We start from the raw sequence: 22,544 nt of genomic DNA on the forward strand, positions 1-22,544 counted from the left end.
GGGCTGCCGACAGTGGAACAACAAGAATAATCACTGTGGCCTGTAGGCCGAGGACAGCAACGATGTCGGATTACATCCAAGAGCAGGGTGCAGCGGCGAGCAGCTCCAGTCGTCGCGAGGAACGAAAGATCATTTTCGCGTCATCCCTCGGGACCGTTTTCGAGTGGTATGACTTTTTTCTTTATGGCGCGTTGGCGGCGGTCATCAGCAAGCAGTTCTTCGCCGGGGTCAACGACACCACCGCGTTCATCTTTGCCCTGATGGCGTTCGCCGCAGGCTTCCTGGTGCGGCCATTCGGGGCGTTGGTATTCGGCCGCTTGGGCGACATGATCGGGCGTAAATACACCTTCCTGATCACCATCGTGCTGATGGGCTTGTCCACCTTCGCCGTGGGCTTGCTACCGACCTACGCCAGCATTGGCATTGCCGCGCCGATCATCCTGGTGATCTTGCGCATGCTTCAAGGCCTGGCGCTGGGCGGCGAGTATGGCGGTGCAGCCACGTATGTCGCCGAGCATGCCCCACCTGGCAAGCGCGGTTTCCACACCGGCTTCATCCAATCTACCGCGACCCTGGGCCTGCTGCTGTCGCTGCTGGTGGTGCTCGGCAGCCGCTACATCAGCGGCGATCAGTTCGAGACCTGGGGCTGGCGCCTGCCGTTCCTCTTGTCGATCGTGCTGCTGGGCATCTCCACCTGGATCCGCATGAGCATGCACGAGTCGCCAGCGTTCGTGAAAATGAAGGCCCAAGGCAAGGTGAGTAAATCGCCGATTCGTGAGTCGTTCACCAATTGGCCGAACCTCAAAGTGGTGCTGACTGCCCTGTTCAGTATCAACGCCGGGCAAGCGGTGACCTTCTACACCGCGCAGTTCTATGTGCTGTTCTTCATGACCCAGATGCTCAAGATGGACCCGGCCCAGGCCAACACCCTGCTGATCATCAGCGTGGTGATCGGCGCGCCGTTCTTCGTGTTCTTTGGCTGGCTGTCGGATCGGGTCGGACGCAAGCCGATCCTGATGCTCGGCCTGCTGCTGGCGACAGTGCTGTACTTCCCGATGTTCAAAGCCCTGAGTCATTACGCCAACCCGCAGATCGACGCTGCCAGCCGTCAGGCACCGATCGTGGTGACGGCTGATCCGAACAGCTGCACCTTCCAGTTCGACCCAGTAGGCAAGGCGCGTTTCGACAGCCCGTGCGACAAGGTCAAGACCTTCCTGGTCAAACAGGGTCTGCCGTACAGCTCGGCTGCAGGGGCGAGCAGCGAAGTGGTGGTGAGCATTGGCGAGACCACCATCAATGGCTTCGACGAAGCGGCCATGCGTGCGGCCATCGAGCAGGCGGGCTATCCGGCCAAGGCCGATCCGTCGCAGGTCAACGAGTTCATGGTGGTGGTGCTGATTGTCGCGATGATCCTGATTGCCACCATGACCTATGGGCCGCTGGCGGCGGTGATGGTCGAGCTGTTCCCGACGCGGATCCGCTATACCTCGATGTCACTGCCCTACCACATCGGTAATGGCTGGTTTGGCGGGTTCCTGCCGACGGTTTCATTCGCCTTGGTGGTGTACACCGGGGATATCTTCTACGGGCTGTGGTACCCGGTATTGATCACCGGGATCAGCTTGGTGGTGGGGATCTTCTGCCTGAAAGAGACCAAGGATGTGGATATCGACAAGGTTTGACCTGAAGAGCGAGACGCCTCTATAGCAGGCACAAAAAAACCGGCGTAAAAGCCGGTTTTTTTATCGCTCAAAAAAACTTATGCACGATTTTCAGAAAAACGTCATACAGAGAAATAAATAGCTAATTCAACAACTTAGATCATATCTCTGAGCGTTAATCCAAAAGTTGCTCACAAGTTATCCACAGAACGTCAGGCCGTGCGCTGCTCGGTGTTTTCTGCCGCTGGCGGCAGTGACCCCAAGGCCCGCTGGGTCGCCTCGTTCCACGCTTCGGCGCGGTTATTGAGGTCGGCAATCGCCCGTGGGCCGCTGCCTTCGGCATACATTGGCTGACCAATCACCACCTCGATCACCCCTGCCCGCTTGCCCCAGCCCGACTTGGGCCAGAACTTGCCAGCGTTGTGGGCAATTGGCAGGACTGGCAGGCCGGCATTGACTGCCAGCGCAGTGCCGCCACGGGAGAACTTGCCAATCTGGCCATGGGGCACGCGGGTGCCTTCCGGGAAGATCAACACCCAAACCCCTTGCTTGAGGAGCTCGTCGCCCTTCTTGGCGACATGACGCAAAGCTTCTTTCGGGTTGTCGCGATCAATTGCGATCGGCCGCAGCATGGCCATCGCCCAGCCAAAGAACGGCACATACAACAGCTCACGCTTGAGCACCTGGCTCAGCGGCTGGAAGTAGGCGGAGAGAAAGAACGTCTCCCAGGTGCTCTGGTGGTTGGAGAGGATCACGCACGGCGTATCCGGCACGTTCTCGGCGCCGGTGATTTTGTAGCGGATACCGAGGATCACCCGCGCCAGCAGCACGGCGAAACGGCACCAGTAGACGTTGATGAAGCGATAGCGTTGGCGAAACGGCAGAAACGGCGCAACGAAGAAGCTCAGGGTGCACCACAGCAACGAGCTGGTGCCCAGCAGCAGGTAAAAAAGAAAGATTCTGATCGCCTGCAGGATCGACATAGTGGCAAGTACCGTTGCGGGCATGCCCGCCTAATGAAAAAGTGCGCCAGCGTGGCGCACCCTCTTAAATAAGTGCTCTGGCCACAGCGGCCAGATCGTCAAAAATCAGGGTGTTTTGCGGGACGCCTTTACTCAGGGTCTTCTCACCCTTGCCGGTTTTCACCAGCACTGGTTGTGCTCCGACGGCCAGGGCGGCCTCCAGGTCACCTTTGCTGTCTCCAACAAACCAGATGCCGCTCAGGTCTGCCTGATAATGCTCGGCGATTGCCCGCAACATGCCAGGCTTGGGTTTGCGGCAGTCGCAGCCCTCGTCCGGTCCATGCGGGCAATAGACGATATGACCGACTTCACCACCCTGCTCGGCCACCAGCTCGCGCAGGCGCGCATGCATGGCCTCGAGGGTTTGCAGCGGGTAATAGCCACGGGCAATGCCGGACTGGTTGGTGGCGACCGCCACCGTCCAGCCGGCCTTGCTCAACTGCGCGATGGCCTCGATCGAGCCGGGAATGGGGATCCACTCCTGCAATGACTTGATGTAGGCGTCGGAGTCGAAGTTGATCACCCCGTCACGATCGAGAATCAGCAGTTTCAAGGCTTACCCCAGCAGCGAAATGTCGGCCACGCCCAGGAACAGACCGCGCAGGCGGCTGAGCAGGGCATAACGGTTGGCGCGCACCTTGGCGTCTTCGGCGTTGACCATCACCGCCTCGAAGAAGGCGTCGACCGGATCACGCAGGGCCGCCAGGCGAGCCAGCGACTCGCTGTACTGACGCGCAGCTGCCATCGGTTGCACGGCCTGGTCGGCCTGCTGGATGGCCGAGTACAGGGAGAACTCATTGGCATTGTCGAAGTACTTCGGCTCGACCTGTTCGGCGATAGCGCCTTCGGCTTTGCTCAGCAGGTTCGACACGCGCTTGTTCACCGCCGCCAGGGCTTCGGCTTCCGGCAGCTTGCGGAAGGCCTGCACGGCCTGTACGCGCTGGTCGAAGTCCAGGGCAGAGCCCGGCTTCAGGGCACGCACCGACAGGTAGGTGCCAACGTCGATGCCTTCGTCTTCATAACGCGCACGCAGGCGGTCGAAGATGAACTCCAGGACTTGCTCGGACAGCCCAGCAGCCTTGACCTTGCTGCCGAACTGGGTGACGGCGAAGCTCACGGCGTCGGTCAGGTCCAGGTCCAGCTGCTTCTCGATCAGGATGCGCAACACGCCCAGGGCGGCGCGACGCAGGGCGTACGGGTCTTTGCTACCGGTTGGCAGCATGCCGATGCCGAAGATGCCGACCAGGGTGTCGAGCTTGTCGGCGATGGCCACGGCAGCGCCAGTCAGGGTCTGTGGCAGTTCAGCGCCAGCACCGCGCGGCATGTACTGCTCGTTCAGGGCCTGGGCAACGTCTTCTGGCTCGCCATCGTTGACGGCGTAGTAGTAGCCCGCGATGCCCTGCATTTCAGGGAATTCGCCAACCATTTCGGTGGCCAGGTCGCACTTGGACAGCAGGCCAGCACGCGCGGCACGCTGGGCGTCGCCACCAATGTGCGGGGCAATGAAGGCTGCCAGTTTCGAGACACGCTCGGCTTTGTCGTAGACGCTGCCCAGCTGAGCCTGGAACACCACGTTCTTCAGGCGCTCGTTGAAGGTTGCCAGCGGCTGCTTCTTGTCTTGCTTGAAGAAGAACTCGGCGTCGGTCAGGCGCGGACGCACGACCTTCTCGTTGCCCTGGACGATCTGCTTCGGATCGCGGCTCTCGACGTTGGCCACGGTGATGAAGCGCGGCAGCAGCTTGCCTTCGCTGTCGAGCAGGCAGAAGTACTTCTGGTTGTCCTGCATGGTGGTGATCAGCGCTTCTTGCGGCACGTCGAGGAAACGCTCCTCGAACGAGCACACCAGCGGCACAGGCCACTCGACCAGCGCGGTCACTTCATCGAGCAGCGCCGGCGGCACGATGGCCGTGCCTTCCTGCTGCATGGCAAGTTCCGCGGTGCGCTTGGCGATCAGCTCGCGGCGCTCGGCGAAGTCGGCCAGCACGTAGGCCTTGCGCAGGTCTTCGACGTAGTTGGCCGGGGTGGTGATGACCACGTTTTCCGGGTGGTGGAAACGGTGGCCACGCGACTCGCGCCCGGCCTGTTGCTTGAGGATGGTGCAGTCGACGACCTGGTCACCAAGCAGCATGACCAGCCACTGGGTTGGACGCACGAACTCTTCACGGCTGGCCGCCCAGCGCATGCGCTTAGGAATCGGCAGGTCGTTGAGCGAATCTTCGACGATGGTCGGCAACAGGCTGGTGGTAGCCTTGCCCGGGATGTGCTGGGAGAAGCGCAGCTTGGCGCCGCTCTGGTCGATCTCGGACAGATCGACGCCACATTTCTTGGCAAAGCCCAGTGCCGCCTGGGTCGGTTTGCCTTCAGCATCGAACGCAGCCTGCACAGGAGGGCCGTCGACGTTGATGCTGCGGTCTGGCTGCTGCACGTCGAGCTGACGGATCAGCACGGCCAGACGGCGCGGCGCGGCATAGACCTGCTTGGCGGTGTAGTTCAGGCCAGCGGCCTGCAAGCCTTTCTCGATGCCTGCCAGGAAGGCGTCGCCGAGGCTGGCGAGGGCCTTGGGTGGCAGCTCTTCGGTGCCCAGTTCAACCAGGAAATCTTGAGCACTCATTGTGCAGCCTCCAGCTTAGCCAACACTTCATCACGCAGTTCAGGGGTCGCCATCGGGAAGCCCAGGCGTGCGCGAGCTTGCAGATAGCTTTGCGCCACGTCCCGGGCCAGGGTACGCACACGCAGGATGTAGCGCTGACGCTCGGTCACCGAGATGGCGCGGCGGGCGTCGAGCAGGTTGAAGGTGTGCGAAGCCTTCAGGACCATTTCATAGGTCGGCAGCGGCAGGTCGAGCTTGATCAGACGGTTCGCTTCGCTTTCGTAGAAGTCGAACAGCTCGAACAGTTTCTCGACGTTGGCGTGCTCGAAGTTGTAGGTCGACTGCTCCACTTCGTTCTGGTGGAACACATCGCCATAGGTCACGGTGCCGAACGGGCCATCGGCCCAGATCAGGTCGTAGACCGAGTCGACGCCCTGGATGTACATGGCCAGACGCTCCAGGCCATAGGTGATTTCACCGGTGACCGGGTAGCACTCGATGCCACCGACTTGCTGGAAGTAGGTGAACTGCGTCACTTCCATGCCGTTGAGCCAGATTTCCCAGCCCAGACCCCAGGCACCGAGGGTTGGCGATTCCCAGTTGTCTTCGACGAAGCGAATGTCGTGGACCAGCGGGTCCAGGCCGATCGCTTTCAGCGAGCCGAGGTACAGCTCCTGGAAGTTGGCCGGGTTGGGCTTGAGGACCACCTGGAACTGGTAGTAGTGCTGCAGGCGGTTAGGGTTCTCGCCATACCGTCCGTCGGCTGGACGACGGCTAGGCTGCACGTAGGCGGCGTTCCAGGTCTCTGGGCCGACGGCGCGCAGGAAAGTAGCGGTGTGGAAAGTGCCGGCGCCTACTTCCATATCGTAGGGCTGAAGTACCACACAACCTTGCTCCGCCCAGTATTGCTGCAGGGCGAGGATGAGGTCTTGGAAGGTACGCACGGCTGGCGTAGGCTGGCTCACGAAATTCACCTGTATCTGGGGATGCGGATGTAAAGAGCGGGAGTATAACCTGATTCGCCTCGCCCTCTACTCATTGGAGCCTTATGCCACGCTGCTTTTGGTGTACCGACGATCCGTTGTACCAGGCCTATCACGACCAGGAATGGGGAACGCCACAGCGCGACCCGGCGTTGCTGTTCGAGATGCTTTTGCTCGAAGGGTTCCAGGCGGGGCTGTCATGGATCACCGTGCTGCGCAAACGCGAGCGCTATCGCCAGGTGATGTATGGCTTTGACCCGGTGCAGCTGGCGCAAATGGGCGATGAGCGCATCGAGGAGCTGATGCTCGATGCCGGGATCATCCGCAACCGCCTCAAACTCAACGCCGCCCGGCGCAATGCCAAGGCCTGGCTGGCTGTGGATAACCCCGCGCAGTGGCTCTGGTCGTTCGTGGGTGGTGAGCCGAAGATCAACCACTTCAAGGGCCGCAGCGACGTCCCGGCAGTCACCGACGAAGCCAAGGCGATGAGCAAGGCGCTGCAAAAAGCCGGCTTCATGTTCGTCGGCCCGACCATCTGCTACGCCTTCATGCAAGCCACCGGCATGGTCATGGATCACACCACCGACTGCGATCGCTACGCCGCGTTGCTGCGCTGAGGGGTTACAATGCGCGCCTTGCAGAAATAAGGAATAGGGCTGTGGAAAAATTCAAAGGCGCCCTGATGGTCGGGGTGCTGCGACTGTTCGCCAAACTGCCCTGGGGGGCAGTGCAGCGAGTTGGCGCGGGTATCGGCTGGCTCATGTGGAAGATTCCTAACGGTTCGCGCAACGTGGTGCGGATCAACCTGGCCAAGTGCTTCCCGGAAATGGATCCTGCCGAGCGCGAGCAACTGGTGGGCCGCGCCCTGCGTGACATTGGCAAATCGTTCGTCGAAAGCGCCTGCGCCTGGATCTGGCCACCACAGCGCTCGCTCGAGCTGGTCAAGGAAGTGCACGGCCTGGAAGTGCTGGAGCAGGCCCTGGCCTCGGGCAAGGGCGTGGTCGGTATCACCAGCCACTTGGGCAACTGGGAGGTGTTGAACCACTTCTATTGCAGCCAGTGCAAACCGATCATTTTCTACCGCCCGCCCAAGCTCAAGGCGGTGGATGACTTGCTGCGCGAACAGCGCGTGCAGATGGGTAACCGCGTGGCGCCGTCGACCAAGGAAGGCATCCTTAGCGTGATCAAGGAAGTGCGTCGTGGTGGCCAGGTGGGGATCCCCGCTGACCCGGAGCCGGCTGAGTCGGCGGGGGTGTTCGTACCGTTCCTGGGTACGCAGGCGCTGACCAGCAAGTTCGTGCCGAACATGCTCGCCGGTGGCAAGGCGGTGGGGGTGTTCCTGCATGCCCTGCGGCTGCCGGATGGCTCGGGGTTCCGGGTGATTCTGGAAGCGGCGCCGCAAGAGATGTACAGCGACGATGTGACCGTATCGGCGGCGGCCATGAGCAAGGTGGTCGAGCGTTATGTGCGTGAGTATCCGAGCCAGTACATGTGGAGCATGAAACGCTTCAAGAAGCGCCCGGCGGGCGAGGCGCGCTGGTACTGACATCGAATGCTAGTCAGTTAAGAGAGTGACTGCCTGAGCCATCGCAATCGCGGGGCAAGCCCGCTCCCACGAGGTCTCTGCAAGGCCCACATTTTGGGCTCGGCTCGGACTACGTGGGAGCGGGCTTGCCCCGCGATTGCGGTGGCTCAGGCAAAACGCATTAAGGTCTGGCAGCTTTATCCAGCTTTTTGAGAAACACCGTCATCTCTTTTTCGGCCTGCTTGTCGCCATGCGCCTGCGCGGCGGCAATGCCCTCCTCCCAGGCCTTGCGCGCCGCCTCCAGGTTGCCGTCCAGCTGATACGCCTTACCTAAAAGCTTCCAAGCCGCCGAATACTTCGGATCCTGCTCGACACACCGCGTCAGGTGCACCGCCGCCTCAGCGCCGTTGCCCTCATCCAGCCAAGCCTTGCCCAGACCAAAGCGCAACAGCGCGTTATCCACACCCTTGGCGAGCATTTTTTCCAGCGATTCGCGCATGCCGTTTCTCCTTAGAAGAAGCTCAAGCCCACGTGGAACAGCTTCTCCACGTCACGGATATGCTTTTTATCCACAACGAACAGAATCACATGGTCGCCGGCCTCGATCACCGTGTCGTCGTGGGCAATCAGCACTTGTTCGTCGCGAATGATCGCGCCGATGGTGGTGCCGGGCGGCAGGGCGATGTCTTCGATGGCCTTGCCAATCACCTTGCTCGACTTCGAATCGCCGTGCGCCACCGCTTCGATGGCTTCCGCCGCGCCCCGACGCAGCGAGTGCACGCTGACGATATCGCCGCGGCGCACGTGCGCCAGCAAGGTGCCGATGGTCGCCAGCTGCGGGCTGATGGCGATATCGATATCGCCGCCCTGGACCAGGTCGACATAGGCCGGGTTGTTGATAAGTGTCATGACCTTGCTCGCGCCCAGGCGCTTGGCCAGCAGCGAGGACATGATGTTGGCCTCGTCATCGTTGGTCAGGGCCAGGAAGATATCGGCGTCGGCGATGTTCTCTTCAAGCATCAGGTCCTTGTCCGAAGCGCTGCCCTGCAACACCACAGTGCTTTCCAGGGTGTCGGACAGATAGCGGCAACGCGCCGGGCTCATCTCGATGATCTTGACCTGATAGCGGCTCTCGATGGCCTCGGCCAGACGTTCGCCGATCTGCCCGCCACCGGCGATGACCACACGCTTGTTGGTTTCGTCGATGCGCCGCAGCTCGCCCATCACCGCTCGGATGTGGGCCTTGGCGGCGATGAAGAACACTTCGTCGTCGGCTTCGATCACGGTATCGCCATGCGGCTTGATCGGCCGGTCGCGACGGAAGATCGCCGCCACCCGGGTGTCGACGTTGGGCATGTGCGCGCGGATCTGGCGTAGCTGCTGGCCGACCAGGGGGCCGCCATAATAGGCCTTGACCGCCACCAGCTGCGCCTTGCCTTCGGCGAAGTCGATCACCTGCAGCGCGCCGGGGTGCTCGATCAGGCGCTTGATGTAGTTGGTCACCACCTGCTCGGGGCTGATCAGCACGTCGACCGGAATGTGGTCGTTGTGGAACAGCTCTTCGCGGGTGAGGTAGGCCGACTCACGCACCCGGGCGATCTTGGTCGGGGTATGGAACAGCGAATAGGCGACCTGGCAGGCGACCATGTTGGTCTCGTCGCTGTTGGTGACCGCTACCAACATGTCGGCGTCATCGGCGCCGGCCTGGCGCAGGACCGTTGGCAACGAGCCACGGCCTTGTACGGTGCGGATATCGAGGCGATCGCCGAGGTCGCGCAGGCGTTCGCCATCGGTGTCGACCACCGTGATGTCGTTGGCTTCGCTGGCCAAGTGTTCCGCCAGCGTGCCGCCTACCTGGCCTGCGCCCAGGATGATGATCTTCATCCGCTACTCCTAACCTTTATTTTTATCCGCGCGAAGCGGCAATCTTGATCAGCTTGGCATAGTAGAAGCCGTCGTGGCCGCCTTCCTGGGCCAACAGCTGGCGACCATGCGCCTGGCGCAGGCCGGCTGCGGTGGCCAGGTCCAGCTCGCGAGCCCCAGGGGTGCGGGCCAGGAAGGCATCGATCACTTCGGTGTTTTCCGTCGGCAGGCTCGAGCAGGTGGCGTAGAGCAGCATGCCGCCGACTTCCAGGGTCGGCCACAGGGCATCGAGCAATTCGCCTTGCAGGCTGGCCAAGGCCGGGATGTCGTCGGCCTGGCGGGTCAGCTTGATGTCGGGGTGACGGCGGATCACGCCGGTGGCCGAGCATGGGGCGTCGAGCAGGATCCGCTGGAACTGCTTGCCGTCCCACCAGGCGGCGGTTTCGCGGGCGTCACAGGCGATCAGCTTGGCGTCCAGCTGCAAACGGTCGAGGTTCTCGCGCACACGGGTCAGGCGCTTGGCTTCCAGGTCGATGGCGACCACTTCGCTCAGGCCCTGTTCGGCTTCGAGCAGGTGGCAGGTCTTGCCGCCCGGCGCGCAGCAGGCGTCGAGCACGCGCTGGCCGGGCGCCAGATCGAGCAGATCGGCAGCCAGTTGCGCGGCCTCGTCCTGCACGCTGACCCAACCGTCGGCAAAGCCCGGCAGGCCGCGCACGTCGCAGGCGGCTTCGAGCACGATGCCGTCACGGCTGTATTGGCAAGCGCTGGCAGTGATGCCCGCTTCAGCCAGCAACGCCAGGTAGGCATCGCGGCTGTGATGGCGGCGATTTACCCGCAGGATCATCGGCGGGTGGGCGTTGTTGGCCGCGCAAATCGCTTCCCACTGCTCTGGCCAGAAGGCCTTGAGCGACTTCTGCAGCCAGCGCGGATGGGCAGTGCGCACCACCGGATCGCGCTCCATACCGGCGAGGATCTCTTCCCCTTCCCGCTGGGCGCGGCGCAGCACGGCATTGAGCAGGGCCTTGGCCCAGGGTTTTTTCAGCTTGTCGGCGCAGCCCACGGTCTCGCCAATGGCGGCATGGGCCGGAATGCGCGTGTAGAACAGCTGGTACAGGCCGACCAGCAACAACGCCTGCACATCGCAGTCGGCGGCTTTGAAAGGCTTCTGCAAGAGCTTCTCGGCCAACAGGTCCAGGCGTGGCTGCCAACGGGCGGTGCCGAACGCCAAGTCTTGGGTCAGGCCACGGTCGCGCTCGTCGACCTTGTCCAGTTGAGCTGGCAGCGAGCTGTTCAGCGAAGCCTTGCCGCTGAGCACGGCGGCCAGGGCGCGGGCGGCGGCCAGACGTGGGTTCATTGGCCAAGCACCTTACCGCTGGCGAATTTCTCGCGACGGCTGTTGAACAGGTCGCTGAAATTCAGCGCCTTGCCACCTGGCAGTTGCAGGCGGGTCAGGCTCAGTGCCTGGTCACCGCAGGCGACCACCAGGCCGTCTTTGCTGGCGCTGAGGATCTCGCCCGGTGCGCCCTTGCCTGTGGACAAGTTGGCGGCCAGTACCTTGACGCTCTCGCCATCGAGGGTGCTGTGGCACACCGGCCAAGGGTTGAAGGCGCGCACCAGGCGCTCCAGCTCCACCGCCGGGCGGTTCCAGTCGATGCGTGCTTCGTCTTTGTTCAGCTTGTGCGCATAGGTGGCCAGGGCATCGTCCTGCACTTCACCTTGCAGGCTGCCATCGGCCAGGCCGGCGATGGCCTGGACCACGGCTGGCGGGCCCATCTCGGCGAGGCGATCGTGCAGGCTGCCGCCGGTATCGTCGGCGCTGATCGGGGTGACTACCTTGAGCAGCATCGGCCCGGTATCCAGCCCTGCTTCCATGCGCATCACGGTGACGCCGCTCTGGGCATCGCCGGCTTCCACGGCGCGTTGGATCGGCGCCGCACCGCGCCAGCGTGGCAGCAGCGAGGCATGGCTGTTGATGCAGCCCAGGCGCGGGATGTCGAGCACCGCCTGCGGCAGGATCAGGCCGTAGGCAACCACCACCATCAGGTCGGGCTTGAGCGCGGCCAGCTCCGCCTGAGCCTCGGCATTGCGCAAGGTTGGCGGCTGCAACACCGGGATGTCATGGGCCACAGCCAATTGCTTGACCGGGCTCGGCATGAGCTTCTGCCCACGGCCCGCCGGGCGATCCGGCTGGGTGTATACCGCCACCACTTGGTAGGGGCTGTCGAGCAGGGCTTTGAGGTGTTCGGCGGCAAACTCTGGGGTGCCTGCGAAGACGATGCGCATGGAGTTCTCGCTTAAAAAAGAAAAAGGCTTGCCGGAGCAAGCCTTCTGCAAGGTGGGAATCAGGCTTGCTGGCGGTGCTGCTTTTCCAGCTTCTTCTTGATCCGGTCACGTTTGAGCTGCGACAGGTAGTCGACGAACAGCTTGCCGTTGAGGTGATCCAGCTCGTGCTGGATGCACACCGCAAGCAGGCCCTCGGCCTCCAGCTCGTACGGTTTGCCATCGCGATCCTGAGCCTTGACCCGGACCCGCAACGGGCGGTCGACGTTCTCGTAGAAGCCCGGCACCGACAGGCAGCCTTCCTGGTACTGGCCCATGTCGTGGGTCAGCTCTTCGACCTCGGGGTTGATGAACACCCGTGGCTCGCTGCGATCTTCGCTCAGGTCCATCACCACCAGGCGCAGGTGTACGTTGACCTGGGTCGCGGCCAGGCCGATGCCAGGGGCTTCGTACATGGTTTCAAACATGTCGTCGATCAGCTGGCGCAGGGCGTCGTCGAACTCCGTCACCGGTTTGGCGATGGTGCGCAGGCGCGGGTCAGGGAATTCGAGAATGTTCAAAATGGCCATAGGGGTCAGGCAGTCACTGTGCGGTCGGTTGAAAACTGAGCACACATAATAAAGGGAAACGGGGGATTCAGCACCTGGCAAAGCTCGTCTAGGGTTTCAAAGGACGCCTTATAGCCCATTCGACTGACAGGTTGTCAAAGTATTATCAACACAGTTATCCACAGGTTGTGCCAGGTGGATGACCCTCTGTCGATCAAGGATGATCTGCCATGCCTGAACACCATTCGTCTGCTTGTCCGCCTGCCGAGCTTGAGGCGCGTTTGCGTCTGCATCGGCTGCCCGAGGTGGGTCTGCGGCGCTTTCAAACGCTGATCGAAGCTTTCGGCAGTGCCTCTTCGGCACTCAGTGCGCCGGCCACCGCGTGGCGTACGTTGGGCATTCCCGCAGCCGCCTGCGAAGCGCGCCGCAGCCCTGAGGTGCGCGATGGTGCAAGTGCCGCAATGGCCTGGCTAGAGCGGCCTGGCCAGCATTTACTGATGTGGGACCAGCCGGGTTATCCACCGCTGCTGGGCGAAATCGACGATGCCCCGCCGCTGCTTTTTGTCGCCGGTAACCCAGCCCTGCTCGAGCGCCCGCAGCTGGCGATCGTCGGCAGTCGCAGGGCGACACCGCCTGCGCTGGATAACGCGGCGATGTTCTCGCGCTACCTGGCCAAGGCCGGATTTACCATCACCAGCGGCTTGGCGGTGGGCGTCGACGGTGCCGCTCATCGGGCCGCATTGGAGGCGGGCGGGAGCACGATTGGGGTGCTGGGCACGGGCTTGGAAAAACTTTATCCACAGCGCCACCAGTCGCTCGCCCAGGCGATGATCGAGCGCGGTAGTGCGGTGGTTTCCGAGTTCCCACTGGACGCCGGCCCGTTGCCTGCCAACTTCCCTCGCCGCAACCGGATCATCAGCGGCCTGTCGTTGGGCGTGCTGGTGGTTGAGGCGAGCCTGGCCAGTGGCTCGTTGATCAGCGCGCGGCTGGCAGCTGAGCAAGGCCGTGAGGTGTACGCGCTGCCTGGCTCCATCCACCACCCTGGCGCCAAGGGCTGTCACCAACTGATTCGCGACGGCGCCTTGTTGGTAGAGAGCGTGGAACAGATCCTCGACAGTCTGCGCGGTTGGCAGAACCTGCCTCCTGCGCCTGTGGATAAGCCTGCCCATCCCCTGCTCGCCTTGTTGCATGCCCAGCCGCAGACCAGCGAGGGCCTGGCGCGCAGCAGCGGCCAGCCCATGGCGCAGGTGTTGGCCAGCCTCACCGAGCTTGAGCTTGAAGGGCGGGTCAGCAATGAAGCTGGGCGTTGGTTTGCGCGGTCCGGCTAAGTAAACTGCAGATCAGCTTTATATGCGGAGAGACAGCAATGGTGAGCAGTTGGCGTGTGCAACAAGCCGCACGGGAGATTCGGGCGGGCGCGGTGATTGCCTATCCGACGGAAGCGGTCTGGGGCCTGGGCTGCGACCCGTGGAACGAAGACGCGGTGTATCGCCTGCTGGCGCTCAAGTCGCGGCCTGTGGATAAAGGCCTGATTCTGGTTGCCGACAACATTCACCAGTTCGACTTCCTGTTCGAAGACTTCCCCGAAGACTGGATCGAGCGCATGAGCAGCACCTGGCCCGGGCCTAATACCTGGCTGGTGCCGCATCAAGGCTTGTTGCCCGAGTGGGTGACCGGGCAGCACGATACGGTGGCGTTGCGGGTCAGCGATCATCCGCTGGTGCGCGAGTTGTGTGCGCTGGTCGGGCCGTTGATCTCGACATCCGCCAACCCTGGGGGGCGGCCAGCGGCCAAGAGCCGGTTGCGCGTCGAGCAGTATTTCCGCGGCCAGCTGGACCTGGTGCTGGGCGGGGCGCTGGGGGGGCGGAAGAATCCGAGTGTGATTCGTGATCTGGCCACCGGTGAAGTGGTTCGCGCGGGCTGAAATCGGCATTCTGGGGCCAATGCAGTCAGGTAAGGAATTGCCGTTGCGTGGAGCCTTATCGCGGGGCAAGCCCGCTCCCACGTGGATGCTAAATGGCGCGAAATCGTGCGGGTTGCGGCTATGACGTGGGAGCTATCACGTGGGAGCGGGCTTGCCCCGCGATAGTGTCTGTGTGAACAACGAAACAGTGCTGGCGCAGCGCCCAGATTTTTCTGAATTTGTCTTATATGGCTGTCCCAACGGCATTCAGAGAAATATCCTACGCACGCTGTCGAACGCCGTTACCTTCTCAGTGGGAACTCGTACCTCTAGGCTTCATTTCGTCGCTGAATAACTCGGCGATCGGGTGTGGTAGCCCGGGTGCGTTTCTCCATGACAGTCTATGGCGGCTGTGCGTGGGAGGCTTTCGAGCCTGCCTGGATTGGAAAATGCCCGGGTCTACCACCTCGCGTACAGTCGCCACCCAATTCACGTGGTAGTGATTGGCGGCGGCATTGAGGAGCATTTTCCAATGGCTAAAAAAATCGTTCCCGACCCACCTCTTCCTTGCACCACCGCTCACCCCTTCGGCCGCTGCGATGCCGGCCACCCGCCGCTGTATTCGGTAAACCCCAACATCCCCATCGAAGACGCCTTGGTCCACGTAGCCCTGCACCTGCGCTGTGCCTACGAAACAGGCATGCAGGCCATTGATCATCTGCGCGAAGAAGGCCGCGGCATGTTCTGGGCGAACCTGCATGCGGTCGAGGCGGCTGAGGGGGTGGTTGAAGCGTTGCTCGACAGCTTCGAGTCCGGGACATTGAGCAAGCGATTGGCGGTCTGAGTTGACGCTATCGCGGGGCAAGCCCGCTCCCACGTGGACCATGAGTACCGCGAAAATCCTCGGGGTCACACTTATAACGTGGGAGCGGGCTTGCCCCGCGATTGGGCCGCTAAGCGGCCCCACTGGCGTCAGGGCAGAAGAACCGTCGAACCCACCGTGCGCCGCGCCGACAATTCAGTCTGCGCCTTGGCCGCTTCACTCAGCGGATAACGCTGCTGGATATCCACGGTCAGCTTGCCACTGGCAATCATCGCGAACAGGTCATCGGCCATGGCCTGGGTGTTCTCGGCATTGTTGGCATAGCTAGCCAACGTCGGGCGGGTCACATACAGCGAGCCCTTCTGCGACAGGATTCCCAGGTTCACCCCGCTGACCGCGCCCGAGGCATTACCAAAGCTCACCATCAGGCCGCGCGGTTGCAGGCAATCCAGCGAGGTCAGCCAGGTATCGGCGCCAACCCCGTCGTACACCACTGGCACTTTCTTGCCGTCAGTCAGCTCCAGCACGCGCTTGGCGACGTCTTCGCGGCTGTAGTCGATCGTCTCCCAGGCGCCCAGCGCCTTGGCCCGTTCGGCCTTCTCGGCCGAGCTGACGGTGCCAATCAGCTTGGCTCCCAGAGCTGCCGCCCACTGGCACGCCAGCGAACCGACCCCACCGGCAGCGGCGTGGAACAGAATCACATCGCCCGGCTGCACGGCGTAGGTCTGCTTGAGCAGGTACTGCACGGTCAGGCCCTTGAGCATCACCGCAGCGGCCTGCTCGAAGCTGATGCTGTCGGGCAGCTTGACCAGATTCGCTGCTGGCAGGGTGTGCACATCGCTGTAGGCACCCAGCGGGCCGCCGGCATAGGCCACGCGGTCGCCGACCTTCAGGCGGGTGACGCCCTCGCCCACGGCATCGACCACGCCGGCGCCTTCGGTGCCTAGGCCCGAGGGCAGCGAGGGTGGTGCATACAGGCCACTGCGAAAATAGGTGTCGATGAAGTTCAGGCCGACTGCCTGGTTACGTACGCGCACTTGCTGTGGGCCGGGTGGGGCCGGGTCGAACTCGACCAGTTGCAGGACTTCTGGGCCGCCATGCTGGCTGAACTGGATACGCTGGGCCATCTCGCACTCCTGTTGTCGGGATTGAAGCAGGCCTTCTATCGGACGCCTTTGCTTGATCGCCGTCAACTGCGGCGGGCCAGTTGCCGGTGGTATGCTACGCGGCGAATTCTTCCCCTGCCCCTCCCAGGTGACCCGATGACCAGCCGCACCGAGGCCGTGAAGGCCTATCTGCTCGACCTGCAAGACCGCATCTGCTCTGCCCTTGAAACCGAAGACGGCGGCGCCCGCTTCGTCGAGGACGCCTGGGTGCGCGAAGCCGGTGGTGGCGGGCGCACGCGGGTGATCGGTGAGGGCAAGGTGATCGAAAAAGGGGGAGTCAATTTCTCCCACGTATTCGGTTCAGGCCTGCCGCCTTCGGCCAGCGCTCACCGGCCGGAGCTGGCCGGACGCGGCTTCGAGGCGCTGGGCGTGTCGCTGGTGATCCACCCGCACAACCCGCATGTCCCTACTTCGCACGCCAATGTGCGCTTTTTCATCGCCGAGAAAGAAGGCGAGGAAGCGGTCTGGTGGTTCGGCGGTGGCTTCGACCTGACGCCCTACTATGGCAACGAGGAAGACTGCGTGCATTGGCACCGCGTCGCCGAGCAGGCCTGCGCGCCGTTTGGCGCTGATGTCTACCCGCGCTACAAGGCCTGGTGCGACCGCTACTTCCACCTCAAGCACCGCGGCGAGCCGCGTGGTATTGGTGGGTTGTTCTTCGATGACTTGAACGAGTGGGACTTCGACACCTGCTTTGCCTTCATCCGCGCCATCGGCGATGCCTATGTTCAGGCCTACCTGCCAATCGTCCAGCGCCGCAAGGACACGCCCTATACCGCTGAGCAGCGCGAGTTCCAGGAATACCGCCGCGGGCGCTATGTTGAGTTCAACCTGGTCTATGACCGCGGCACCCTGTTCGGCCTGCAGTCGGGTGGCCGTACCGAGTCGATCCTCATGTCGCTGCCGCCGCAAGTGCGTTGGGGCTACGATTGGAAGGCCGCGCCGGGCAGCGAAGAAGCGCGCCTGACCGAGTACTTCCTGCAGGATCGCGACTGGCTCGGCCAGTGAGCCCTGTGGATAACCGAGGAGCCCTCATGGACCAGTACGTCGTTTTCGGCAACCCGATCGGCCACAGCAAGTCGCCGTTGATCCATCGCCTGTTCGCCGACCAGACCGGCCAGGACATCGAGTACAACACGCTGCTGGCGCCACTGGATGACTTCAGCGACTGCGCCCGGGGCTTCTTCAAGCAGGGCAGCGGCGCCAACGTCACGGTGCCGTTCAAGGAAGAGGCCTATCGCCTGTGCGACAGCCTGACCCCACGAGCCCAGCGCGCTGGCGCGGTGAATACGCTGAGCAAGCTGGCCGATGGCACGTTGCAGGGCGATAACACCGACGGTGCGGGCCTGGTGCGTGACCTGACAGTGAATGCTGGGGTCGAGCTGACGGGCAAGCGCATCCTCATCCTCGGTGCCGGCGGCGCCGTGCGTGGGGTGTTGGAGCCGCTTCTGGCGCATAACCCGCAGTCGGTGGTGATCGCAAACCGCACGGTGGAAAAGGCTGAACAGCTGGCGCAGGAGTTCGATGAACTTGGGCCTGTGGTCGCCAGTGGTTTTGCCTGGTTGCAGGAGCCGGTCGACCTGATCATCAATGCAACTTCCGCGAGCCTGGCGGGCGAGATGCCAGCGATTGCCGAGAGCTTGGTCGAGGCGGGGCGCACGGTGTGCTACGACATGATGTATGGCAAGGAGCCAACCCCGTTTTGCCAATGGGCCAGCCGGTTAGGCGCCGCGCAGGTACTGGATGGGTTGGGGATGCTGGCGGAGCAGGCGGCTGAGGCGTTTTTCATCTGGCGTGGGGTTCGTCCCGAGACCGGGCCGGTGCTCGACGAGCTGCGTCGGCAGTTGGCGCGCGGCTGAATTTGAGATGTTGGGGCCGCTTTGCGGCCCTTCGCGGGTCAAGCCCGCTCCCAGGTGGGTTCACGTTGTCCCTGTGCGAGCGGGCTTGCCCCGCGATGTGGGTCTCACTCTTCAAAGCGGATCGGACACAACTCAGCCCCTTCCAGCTTCTGCAACTCTTCAACCACCTGCGGCCGCGCCCTTTGCAGGGTCAGGCTGCCGCCATTACGGCCTAATCTCCGCGCCTCGCGGTGCAGCATGTCGACCCCTGAGTAATCGATGAAGTTGACCTGCCGCGCATCGATCACCACATGCGGCCCCTGGCAGCGCTGCAAGCGCACCTGCAGGTAATGCGCGGCACCAAAGAAGATCGACCCGCCCACCCGCAGCACATCCGCCTGCCCTTCTCGACTCTGCTGCACCCGTGGCCGTGAAGTGCGCTTGAGGTAGAAGAACAGCGACGCCAGCACCCCTGCATAGATCGCTGTCTGCAATTCCAGGAGCAGCGTGGCGGCAGCTGTCAGCGCCATCACCAGAAACTCGGCACGGCTGACCCGGAACAACGCACGAATGCCGCGATGATCCACCAAGCCCCAGCAGATCAACAAAATGCTCCCGGCCATGGCCGGAATCGGCAAATGCGCGATCAACCCGGCGCCGGTTACCGCGAACAGCGCCACCCACAGTGCCGAGAACACCCCGGCCATGGGCGAGCGGGCGCCGGCCTCGTAGCTCAGGCCGGAACGGGTGAAAGACCCCGACGACAGGTAGCCGGAGAACACCGCCCCGACCATGTTCGACAGGCCTTGGGCGCGGATCTCTTGGTTGGCGTCGATCAGTTGTTCGGAGCGCGCCGACAGCGAGCGGGCGATGGACAGACTGGTCACCAGGCCGAGCATGCCGATCGCCACGGCGCTGGGGAGCAGGCGCAGGATCAGTTCCAGGTCCAGCAGTGGCAGCGGGCTCAGTGGCGGCAGTTGGCCAATGAACGCCGGCACCCGTGGCACGTGGCCGAACATGCTCGGCATCAGCCAAGCAGCCAGGCTGACCACGATCAGACTTATCAACAGGCTGGGCCAGCGCGGGCGCAGCAGCTTGATTACGATGCCTATCAACAATGTGGCCAGGCCCAGGCTTAGCGATGGCAGGTCGACCTCCCCGGCATGGGCAAGCAGATCCTGGAGGGTTTTTAGCGCTGTAGCCTGGCTGGGCAGGTCCATGCCCAGCAGATTCGGCAGTTGGCCCAGGGCGATGACGATAGCCGCGCCGAGGGTGAAGCCGAGGACCACCGAATGCGAGACGAAGTTGACCAGCGCACCGAAGCGCAGCAGCCCGAGTAATAGCTGAAAGGCGCCGCCCAGGAAGGTCAGCAGCAGGATCAGGGTGACGTAGTCGGCGCTGCCGCTGACGGCCAGGGGGCTGATGCTGGTGTAGAGAACGATCGAGATTGCCGCGGTGGGGCCGCAGATCAGGTGCCAGGATGAGCCCCACAGGCAGGCGATCAGCACCGGCACGATGGCGGCGTACAAGCCGTATTCAGCGGGCAGGCCGGCGATCAGGGCGTAGGCGATCGATTGCGGCAGAGCCAGGATCGCGCCGCTGAGGCCGACCAGCAGGTCCTGGCGCAGGCTACGGCGCGATTGCCGGGGGAGCCAGGCGAGGAACGGCAGCAGGTGGGTCAGGCGGGGCATGGCGATCTATCCAAGGTTTGCGGTGTTTGAGCGGGCGCTATCGCGGGGCAAGCCCGCTGCCACGAATTACCCCTAGGTAAAGGGATGTTGCGTGGGAGCGGGCTTGCCCCGCGATGAAAGCGCCACTATAGCTTGGCTTTGACCGCCGTCAGCGCATCACCACCCTCTTTCGCGGTCACTCCAGCCAACCACCCCTGCAGCCGCTCGGGATGCACCTTCAGCCAGTCCTTGGCCGCCACATCGAAGCTCACTTTGTTATCCACAACCTGCGCCATGATGCTGTTCTCCATGTCCAGATCGAAGCTCAGGTTCGCCAGTAGCTTCGCTGCATTGGGGCAGGCTTGTGGATAACCCTTGCGCACCAAGGTGTACACCTCGCCTTTACTGCCAAACCACTGCTCGCCGCCGGTGAGGTAATGCATCTTCAACTTCACATTCATCGGATGCGGGGTCCAGCCGAGGAAGGTGATGAATTGGTGCTTCTTCACTGCCCGCTCAACCTGGGTGAGCATTGCCTGTTCACTGGACTCAACCAGTTTCCATTTGCCCAGGTCGAACTGGTTTTTATCGATGATTTCTTTGAGCGACAGGTTAGCCGGCGCGCCAGAGCCGATCCCATACAACTTATTGTCGAACTGCGCGGCATGTTTTTGCAGGTCGGCGAAGTCCTTGACCCCGGCATTCCACACGTAATCAGGTACCGCCAGGGTGAATTCGGTGCCTTGCAGGTTGCGGCTGAGTTTCTGCACATCGCCGTTGGCGATGAACTTGTCATGAAAGCCTTGGTGCGCGGGCATCCAGTTGCCGAGGAAGGCATCGACCTTGCCGTCCTTGAGGCCGCCATAGATGATTGGCACCGCCAGGCTGTCGATCTTCACCTGATAACCCAGGCTTTCCAGGAGCAAGCGGGCGACGGCGTTGGTCGAGGCGATATCGCTCCAGCCAGGGTCGGCCAGTTTGACCGTGCTGCACTGTGCGTCGCTGTCGGCGTTGGCGGTGACCGCGCCCAGGCTCAGGGCCAGGCTGATCATGGCGGTGGAGAATGTGTTCATGGCGGCCTCTTTACTCAATCGATAGGTGCGGGCTGTGGATAACGTGCCTTGCGCTCGAGGTCGTCGAGATCGATGTGATTGCGCATGTACTGTTGGCTGGCGTCGACCATCGGTTGATGGTCCCAGCTGTTCAGCTTGCCGATGGCCAACGCTTGCGCCACCAAGCGGCGGCGGCGCTGGCTGGCCAGCACCTGCTGGCGCAGGCTGGGGATATCCCAGCGTTGGCGGGCCTGATCGACAAATGCCTGCAGCAGCGCCTGGTGTTCCGGGCTGCTGGTGAGGTTCTCCCGCTCGTGCGGGTCGCGGCTCAGGTCATAGAGTAAACAGGGGTCGTCTTCGCTGTACACGAACTTGTATTGGCCGCGGCGAATCATCATCAGTGGACCGACCGTTCCTTCGGCCATGTACTCGCCGATCACTTCGTCATGGCCGCCCTGCCCTTGCAGATGGCCCAGCAGCGAGCGGCCGTCCAGGTGCAGATCGGCCTGCACCTGGCCACCGGCCAGTTCGACCAGGGTTGGCAACAGGTCACAGGTAGACACTGCCGCGCTGACCCGCCCGGCAGCGAACCGCTTGGGTGCATGCACCAGCAGGGGGACGCGCGCCGACATCTCGAACCAGTGCATCTTGTACCAAAGGCCACGCTCGCCAAGCATGTCGCCATGATCGCCGGAGAACACGATCAGGGTGTCATCGCTCAGCCCGCATTCCTCCAGGGTTTGCAGCAGCTTGCCGATGTTGTCGTCGATGTAGCTGCAAGCACCGAAGTAGGCACGGCGGGCGTCGCGGATCTTATCCACAGGCAGCGGTTTGTCCCACAGGTCGTAGACCGTGAGCAGACGTTGCGAATGCGGGTCTTGCTCGTGCTGCGCCAGCACCTCGTCCGGCATCGGGATATCCACAGCCTGGTACAGATCCCAATAGTGCTGGGGAATGGTGTACGGATCGTGCGGGTGGGTCATCGACACGGTCAGGCAGAACGGCTTGTCGTCGCCTGCACGGACATGGTCATAGAGGTATTGGCGGGCCTTGAACACCACCTCTTCATCGAAATCCAACTGGTTGGTGCGCACGCACGGCCCGGCTTGCAGCACCGAGGACATGTTGTGGTACCAGCTGGGGCGCTGCTCGGGCGCGTCCCAGTTCACCGCCCAGCCGTAGTCGGCCGGGTAGATGTCGCTGGTCAGGCGTTCTTCGTAGCCATGCAACTGGTCCGGCCCACAGAAGTGCATCTTGCCTGACAGCGCCGTGCGGTAGCCGAGGCGGCGCAGGTAGTGCGCGTAGGTAGGAACGTCGGCGGGGAAATCGGCCGCGTTGTCGTAGGCGCCAATGCGGCTGGGCAGCTGGCCGCTGACCAGGGTGAAGCGCGAGGGCGCACACAGTGGGCTGTTGCAGTAGGCGGCGTCGAACACCACCGCCTGCTCTGCCAGGCGGCTGAGGTTCGGCATCTTGATCGGCGAAGGGGCGTAGATCGGCAGCATGGGCGCGGCCATCTGGTCGGCCATGATGAACAGGATATTGGGTCGTTTCATGGTGGCTTCCATCGTCGAGAGTTATGCGAGCGGCTTGCGATCGAGGATGCGACTGTGGATAACATGG

The 22,544-nt window shown here is 62.8% G+C and carries 21 protein-coding genes; 8 read left to right on the forward strand and 13 right to left on the reverse strand.

The window, feature by feature from the left end; translation table 11 throughout:
* Positions 1-62: 62 nt before the first annotated feature.
* Entirely contained in the window at positions 63-1,682 is a 1,620-nt protein-coding gene (locus AAZU54_RS10790; RefSeq protein ID WP_186553136.1) for an MFS transporter, read from the forward strand.
* Positions 1,683-1,873: 191 nt separating this feature from the next.
* Here AAZU54_RS10790 and AAZU54_RS10795 read toward each other — a convergent pair whose 3' ends face one another.
* From AAZU54_RS10795 to glyQ, 4 genes are all read right to left on the reverse strand, one after another.
* Positions 1,874-2,644, reverse strand: a complete 771-nt coding sequence (locus tag AAZU54_RS10795; RefSeq protein ID WP_186553137.1) for a lysophospholipid acyltransferase family protein — start codon at positions 2,642-2,644, stop codon at positions 1,874-1,876.
* 64 nt (positions 2,645-2,708) lie between these two features.
* The gene (gene gmhB, locus AAZU54_RS10800; protein WP_186553138.1) at positions 2,709-3,236 is read right to left on the reverse strand and encodes a D-glycero-beta-D-manno-heptose 1,7-bisphosphate 7-phosphatase; all 528 of its coding nucleotides are present in this window, start codon (positions 3,234-3,236) and stop codon (positions 2,709-2,711) included.
* Between the two features lie 3 nt (positions 3,237-3,239).
* Positions 3,240-5,294 (reverse strand): glycine--tRNA ligase subunit beta, encoded by a 2,055-nt coding sequence (gene glyS / locus AAZU54_RS10805; protein WP_186553139.1) that lies wholly within the window; start codon positions 5,292-5,294, stop codon positions 3,240-3,242.
* Positions 5,291-6,238 (reverse strand): glycine--tRNA ligase subunit alpha, encoded by a 948-nt coding sequence (glyQ, locus tag AAZU54_RS10810; RefSeq protein ID WP_186553140.1) that lies wholly within the window; start codon positions 6,236-6,238, stop codon positions 5,291-5,293. Before glyQ ends, glyS begins: the two co-directional genes overlap by 4 nt.
* Before the next feature lie 83 nt (positions 6,239-6,321).
* Between glyQ and AAZU54_RS10815 the strand changes: the two genes are divergently transcribed.
* Positions 6,322-6,873, forward strand: coding sequence for a DNA-3-methyladenine glycosylase I (locus AAZU54_RS10815; RefSeq protein ID WP_434727140.1), 552 nt, complete (start codon positions 6,322-6,324; stop codon positions 6,871-6,873).
* Between the two features lie 41 nt (positions 6,874-6,914).
* The gene (locus tag AAZU54_RS10820) at positions 6,915-7,802 is read left to right on the forward strand and encodes a lysophospholipid acyltransferase (RefSeq protein ID WP_312152473.1); all 888 of its coding nucleotides are present in this window, start codon (positions 6,915-6,917) and stop codon (positions 7,800-7,802) included.
* A gap of 160 nt (positions 7,803-7,962) precedes the next feature.
* Here AAZU54_RS10820 and AAZU54_RS10825 read toward each other — a convergent pair whose 3' ends face one another.
* The 5 genes from AAZU54_RS10825 to def are packed head-to-tail and all read right to left on the reverse strand — an operon-like array spanning position 7,963 to position 12,493.
* Positions 7,963-8,280 carry a tetratricopeptide repeat protein gene (locus AAZU54_RS10825; RefSeq protein ID WP_434727141.1) on the reverse strand — a complete coding sequence of 106 codons (318 nt, stop codon included), beginning with the start codon at positions 8,278-8,280 and terminating at the stop codon, positions 7,963-7,965.
* A gap of 11 nt (positions 8,281-8,291) precedes the next feature.
* On the reverse strand, positions 8,292-9,665 hold the full coding sequence (gene trkA, locus AAZU54_RS10830; protein ID WP_186553144.1) for a Trk system potassium transporter TrkA: 1,374 nt from the start codon (positions 9,663-9,665) through the stop codon (positions 8,292-8,294).
* A 22-nt stretch (positions 9,666-9,687) separates the two neighbouring features.
* A complete protein-coding gene (gene rsmB, locus AAZU54_RS10835) occupies positions 9,688-10,998 on the reverse strand; it encodes a 16S rRNA (cytosine(967)-C(5))-methyltransferase RsmB (protein WP_434727142.1) in 1,311 nt (436 codons plus the stop codon).
* A complete protein-coding gene (gene fmt, locus AAZU54_RS10840) occupies positions 10,995-11,927 on the reverse strand; it encodes a methionyl-tRNA formyltransferase (protein ID WP_264234173.1) in 933 nt (310 codons plus the stop codon). The genes rsmB and fmt overlap by 4 nt, the downstream gene beginning before the upstream one ends.
* Positions 11,928-11,986: 59 nt before the next feature.
* Complete coding sequence (gene def / locus AAZU54_RS10845; RefSeq protein ID WP_186553147.1) at positions 11,987-12,493, reverse strand: peptide deformylase; 507 nt, start codon at positions 12,491-12,493, stop codon at positions 11,987-11,989.
* Positions 12,494-12,702: 209 nt separating this feature from the next.
* Here def and dprA point away from each other — a divergent pair, with 209 nt between their 5' ends.
* The 3 genes from dprA to AAZU54_RS10860 all read left to right on the forward strand — a co-directional run bounded on the left by dprA (position 12,703) and on the right by AAZU54_RS10860 (position 15,219).
* Complete coding sequence (dprA, locus tag AAZU54_RS10850; RefSeq protein WP_312151875.1) at positions 12,703-13,800, forward strand: DNA-processing protein DprA; 1,098 nt, start codon at positions 12,703-12,705, stop codon at positions 13,798-13,800.
* A gap of 38 nt (positions 13,801-13,838) precedes the next feature.
* Positions 13,839-14,396, forward strand: a complete 558-nt coding sequence (locus AAZU54_RS10855) for an L-threonylcarbamoyladenylate synthase (RefSeq protein ID WP_186553149.1) — start codon at positions 13,839-13,841, stop codon at positions 14,394-14,396.
* A gap of 511 nt (positions 14,397-14,907) precedes the next feature.
* Positions 14,908-15,219 (forward strand): DUF3077 domain-containing protein, encoded by a 312-nt coding sequence (locus AAZU54_RS10860; protein ID WP_312151877.1) that lies wholly within the window; start codon positions 14,908-14,910, stop codon positions 15,217-15,219.
* 128 nt (positions 15,220-15,347) lie between these two features.
* Here the strand turns inward: AAZU54_RS10860 and AAZU54_RS10865 are convergent, their stop codons facing one another.
* Positions 15,348-16,325 (reverse strand): NADPH:quinone reductase, encoded by a 978-nt coding sequence (locus AAZU54_RS10865; protein WP_186553151.1) that lies wholly within the window; start codon positions 16,323-16,325, stop codon positions 15,348-15,350.
* A 135-nt stretch (positions 16,326-16,460) separates the two neighbouring features.
* Here AAZU54_RS10865 and hemF point away from each other — a divergent pair, with 135 nt between their 5' ends.
* Positions 16,461-17,372 (forward strand): oxygen-dependent coproporphyrinogen oxidase, encoded by a 912-nt coding sequence (gene hemF / locus AAZU54_RS10870; RefSeq protein WP_186553152.1) that lies wholly within the window; start codon positions 16,461-16,463, stop codon positions 17,370-17,372.
* 26 nt (positions 17,373-17,398) lie between these two features.
* Positions 17,399-18,223 carry a shikimate dehydrogenase gene (gene aroE, locus AAZU54_RS10875; protein WP_186553153.1) on the forward strand — a complete coding sequence of 275 codons (825 nt, stop codon included), beginning with the start codon at positions 17,399-17,401 and terminating at the stop codon, positions 18,221-18,223.
* A gap of 104 nt (positions 18,224-18,327) precedes the next feature.
* Here the strand turns inward: aroE and AAZU54_RS10880 are convergent, their stop codons facing one another.
* From AAZU54_RS10880 to betC, 3 genes are all read right to left on the reverse strand, one after another.
* Positions 18,328-19,893, reverse strand: coding sequence for a SulP family inorganic anion transporter (locus AAZU54_RS10880; protein ID WP_186553154.1), 1,566 nt, complete (start codon positions 19,891-19,893; stop codon positions 18,328-18,330).
* A gap of 125 nt (positions 19,894-20,018) precedes the next feature.
* Entirely contained in the window at positions 20,019-20,945 is a 927-nt protein-coding gene (gene choX, locus AAZU54_RS10885) for a choline ABC transporter substrate-binding protein (protein ID WP_434727143.1), read from the reverse strand.
* A 14-nt stretch (positions 20,946-20,959) separates the two neighbouring features.
* Entirely contained in the window at positions 20,960-22,477 is a 1,518-nt protein-coding gene (gene betC / locus AAZU54_RS10890) for a choline-sulfatase (RefSeq protein ID WP_434727144.1), read from the reverse strand.
* Positions 22,478-22,544: the final 67 nt, after the last annotated feature.

It is taken from the genome of Pseudomonas sp. Je.1.5.c (assembly GCF_051129895.1).
GTDB classification, from domain to species: Bacteria; Pseudomonadota; Gammaproteobacteria; order Pseudomonadales; family Pseudomonadaceae; genus Aquipseudomonas; species Aquipseudomonas urmiensis.

What these genes read in the sequence shown, in the direction of transcription:
- aroE (WP_186553153.1), top strand. Translation starts at nt 17,399, where the DNA reads ATGGACCAGTACGTCGTTTTCGGCAACCCGATCGGCCACAGCAAGTCG.
- betC (WP_434727144.1), bottom strand. Translation starts at nt 22,477, where the DNA reads ATGAAACGACCCAATATCCTGTTCATCATGGCCGACCAGATGGCCGCG.
- AAZU54_RS10860 (WP_312151877.1), top strand. Translation starts at nt 14,908, where the DNA reads ATGGCTAAAAAAATCGTTCCCGACCCACCTCTTCCTTGCACCACCGCT.
- glyS (WP_186553139.1), bottom strand. Translation starts at nt 5,294, where the DNA reads ATGAGTGCTCAAGATTTCCTGGTTGAACTGGGCACCGAAGAGCTGCCA.
- AAZU54_RS10795 (WP_186553137.1), bottom strand. Translation starts at nt 2,644, where the DNA reads ATGTCGATCCTGCAGGCGATCAGAATCTTTCTTTTTTACCTGCTGCTG.
- AAZU54_RS10790 (WP_186553136.1), top strand. Translation starts at nt 63, where the DNA reads ATGTCGGATTACATCCAAGAGCAGGGTGCAGCGGCGAGCAGCTCCAGT.
- trkA (WP_186553144.1), bottom strand. Translation starts at nt 9,665, where the DNA reads ATGAAGATCATCATCCTGGGCGCAGGCCAGGTAGGCGGCACGCTGGCG.
- rsmB (WP_434727142.1), bottom strand. Translation starts at nt 10,998, where the DNA reads ATGAACCCACGTCTGGCCGCCGCCCGCGCCCTGGCCGCCGTGCTCAGC.
- AAZU54_RS10880 (WP_186553154.1), bottom strand. Translation starts at nt 19,893, where the DNA reads ATGCCCCGCCTGACCCACCTGCTGCCGTTCCTCGCCTGGCTCCCCCGG.
- AAZU54_RS10865 (WP_186553151.1), bottom strand. Translation starts at nt 16,325, where the DNA reads ATGGCCCAGCGTATCCAGTTCAGCCAGCATGGCGGCCCAGAAGTCCTG.
- AAZU54_RS10815 (WP_434727140.1), top strand. Translation starts at nt 6,322, where the DNA reads ATGCCACGCTGCTTTTGGTGTACCGACGATCCGTTGTACCAGGCCTAT.
- fmt (WP_264234173.1), bottom strand. Translation starts at nt 11,927, where the DNA reads ATGCGCATCGTCTTCGCAGGCACCCCAGAGTTTGCCGCCGAACACCTC.
- hemF (WP_186553152.1), top strand. Translation starts at nt 16,461, where the DNA reads ATGACCAGCCGCACCGAGGCCGTGAAGGCCTATCTGCTCGACCTGCAA.
- def (WP_186553147.1), bottom strand. Translation starts at nt 12,493, where the DNA reads ATGGCCATTTTGAACATTCTCGAATTCCCTGACCCGCGCCTGCGCACC.
- AAZU54_RS10825 (WP_434727141.1), bottom strand. Translation starts at nt 8,280, where the DNA reads ATGCGCGAATCGCTGGAAAAAATGCTCGCCAAGGGTGTGGATAACGCG.
- AAZU54_RS10855 (WP_186553149.1), top strand. Translation starts at nt 13,839, where the DNA reads ATGGTGAGCAGTTGGCGTGTGCAACAAGCCGCACGGGAGATTCGGGCG.
- choX (WP_434727143.1), bottom strand. Translation starts at nt 20,945, where the DNA reads ATGAACACATTCTCCACCGCCATGATCAGCCTGGCCCTGAGCCTGGGC.
- dprA (WP_312151875.1), top strand. Translation starts at nt 12,703, where the DNA reads ATGCCTGAACACCATTCGTCTGCTTGTCCGCCTGCCGAGCTTGAGGCG.